The sequence below is a fragment of the Agarivorans sp. genome, from assembly GCF_050295395.1.
Taxonomy (GTDB): domain Bacteria; phylum Pseudomonadota; class Gammaproteobacteria; order Enterobacterales; family Celerinatantimonadaceae; genus Agarivorans.
This window is the reverse complement of record NZ_JBNKPP010000217.1, coordinates 1-2,305: the sequence shown is the minus strand read 5'-3', so window position 1 is coordinate 2,305 and position 2,305 is coordinate 1. Positions and strand designations below refer to the sequence as shown.

Genomic DNA, 2,305 nt, shown 5'->3' with positions numbered 1-2,305 from the left:
ATCAATCACCACCACCAGGGCTGCGATTTTTAATCCAGCAATTAAGCCGTTCATCCATGTGAGTTCAGCACCGAGTTGTGACACTAGGGCTAAACTTGTCATGAGAATTGCGGATGGCAAAGTAAAGCCAATAAAAGCAGCTAGAGCGCCGAGTAAGCCTGCGCGATGTAAGCCAATAGCAAAGCCTACCTGTGACGATCCTGGGCCAGGTAAGAACTGGCTTAGAGCAAGCAAATTGCTGTAATGTTGCTGAGACAGCCATTGTTTATTGTTAACAAATTCTTGCTGGAAATAGCCAAGGTGGGCGGCGGGACCGCCAAAACTGACTAAGCCAAGTCGTAGAAAGCAAGTGAATATTTCAAGGGCTGATTTGATCATGAGCTTGGTGGTTGAGTTAAAGGTCTTAGCCTATGACGTTTTTGTTACAAATTTATTGCTAAGATAAGTCATGTTGTTAGGGGTTTTACGTGTATCGCTCTTTGAGCGGTAACTTGGGTAATAAGTTGAGAGGTGGCGAGTGAAAATAAGGCAGTTTTGTAGTTGGCTCTTCTTTGGGGGCATACTGTTGTTGCAAGGCTGCAGTAGTTACCAGACTGAACCTTATGCCTGCGCCGATAGTCTAGCCGCACTTGACCGTTTATTAGAAAAGCATGTGGGCACACTGCACGCTACTCGTATTAAGGGCCACCCAGCACTGCGCTCTCAGCGTTTTACTTATAGTTTTATAGAGCAAGCTGATCCTTCAATAGAACCAGCGACTATTGTCAGTGCCATGCAGCAATCCGCTCAACTAGGTTTGAGGTTAGAGTGGCAAAACTTAAATCCCACTCTACAGCAGCAATGGTTAGCGCGTTATCAACAAGACGATTTTGCTGATTTTGCAAATAATTGCTTAAGCAAAGCCAAGCTACATTATTCACAAGCAAGCGCTAGTAGTACTGCGGCTTTGCTTGCTCAGTTAACAGCAGAAGATGACTATTCAACAGCAGCCAAAATATTTGGTTTATACCCACTTAGCTCGCAGTTGTTTGCGCGGGCAGTGGTTGATGAACAAGACCATTTAAAGCAAACTTGGTTAGCCGCGAGTCAGCAGCCCTATAGTGGTTTTGCGCCGCAACAGGCCCGTTTGTTGGTGCCTGAAGAACTAGGACTCCCTCTGAGTGACCCCTTGCTACTGGATAGTTTGGGCCGTATAACTGATGCGGCTCAAGTTGAACGTTTATTGCGCTGGCATGCCCCGCAGTGGTTAGTTGAACAAGCTGACCAAAATAACCTTCCGGGAAAGCCTCTATGGCAGCAACAACACTTAGCTGTCGACCTAAGCGAAGCGTTGAGTTACTCAAAAATTAGCTACGGACGTTTTAAGCAGCAAACCACGATACAGCTAAATTACATTTTATGGTTTAAACAACGGCCTAAGTTAAACAATTTAGATTGGGTGGCTGGGCAGCATGACGCGCTGGTATTCCGTATTCACTTAAGTCCTGAGTTAAACATCATCGCCTATGACAGTATTCATCTTTGTGGCTGTTGGTATACCTTGATGTTACCAAGCCAACAGTCTTATATAGCGGCTGAGCAAGTTGGCCAGGAGCCGGTATTGATGCACCGGGTGAAGGCTGCCCGTAACATGAGAGTGTCGGTGAGCGCAGACACCCATCAGATAGTGGGTTTAAGTCCTGCATCCCTTTCAGATGCTTTGTTTCAACAGCGCTATCAATTGCTACCGTGGCAGAGCTTGCTGAGTTTGCCGCGAGGCGAGGGGCAGAGCAGTGTATTTGATAACAACGGTTATGTGTTTGGGTCGCAGCGATTAGAACGTTGGTTTTTTTGGCCAATGGGGGTGAAGCAGCCGGGCTCGCTGAGACGTTTTGGTGATCACGCGATAAGCTTTATCGGCGAACGTTATTTTGACCAAGCTGACTTGCTACAGGCGCTAGGTGTGCAATAATGCGGGTTTATACATAGCTATTAGCGATTGAAAAGTATTAGGAATCAATACTATGAGTTACGATAACGACAATATTTTTGCGAAGATTATCCGTGGTGAAATGGACTGCTTAAAAGTCTATGAAGACCAATACACTCTGGCGTTTATGGATATTATGCCGCAGGCCGACGGCCATACCTTGGTGATTCCTAAAGAAGCTGCAGAAACCTTATTTGATTTATCTGAAGAAGGGGCTGCTGCGACCATTAAAACGGTTAAGAAAGTCGCGGAAGCGGTAAAACAAGCAATGCAAGTAGAAGGCGTGAGTTTGGTTCAGTTTAATGGTGCACAAGCAGGCCAAACCGTACCGCATAT

3 protein-coding genes are annotated in these 2,305 nt (G+C 46.0%); 2 read left to right on the top strand and 1 reads right to left on the bottom strand.

The window, feature by feature from the left end; translation table 11 throughout:
* On the bottom strand, positions 1–378 hold a 378-nt coding region (locus ACQY6Q_RS12335; RefSeq protein WP_427981827.1), incomplete at its 3' end, for a chromate transporter.
* Between the two features lie 139 nt (positions 379–517).
* Here ACQY6Q_RS12335 and ACQY6Q_RS12330 point away from each other — a divergent pair.
* Together ACQY6Q_RS12330 and ACQY6Q_RS12325 are read left to right on the top strand one after the other, a co-directional pair.
* Complete coding sequence (locus ACQY6Q_RS12330) at positions 518–1,951, top strand: hypothetical protein (RefSeq protein WP_427981825.1); 1,434 nt, start codon at positions 518–520, stop codon at positions 1,949–1,951.
* Between the two features lie 52 nt (positions 1,952–2,003).
* The coding region (locus ACQY6Q_RS12325) for an HIT family protein (RefSeq protein WP_427981824.1) at positions 2,004–2,305 on the top strand (302 nt) is incomplete at its 3' end.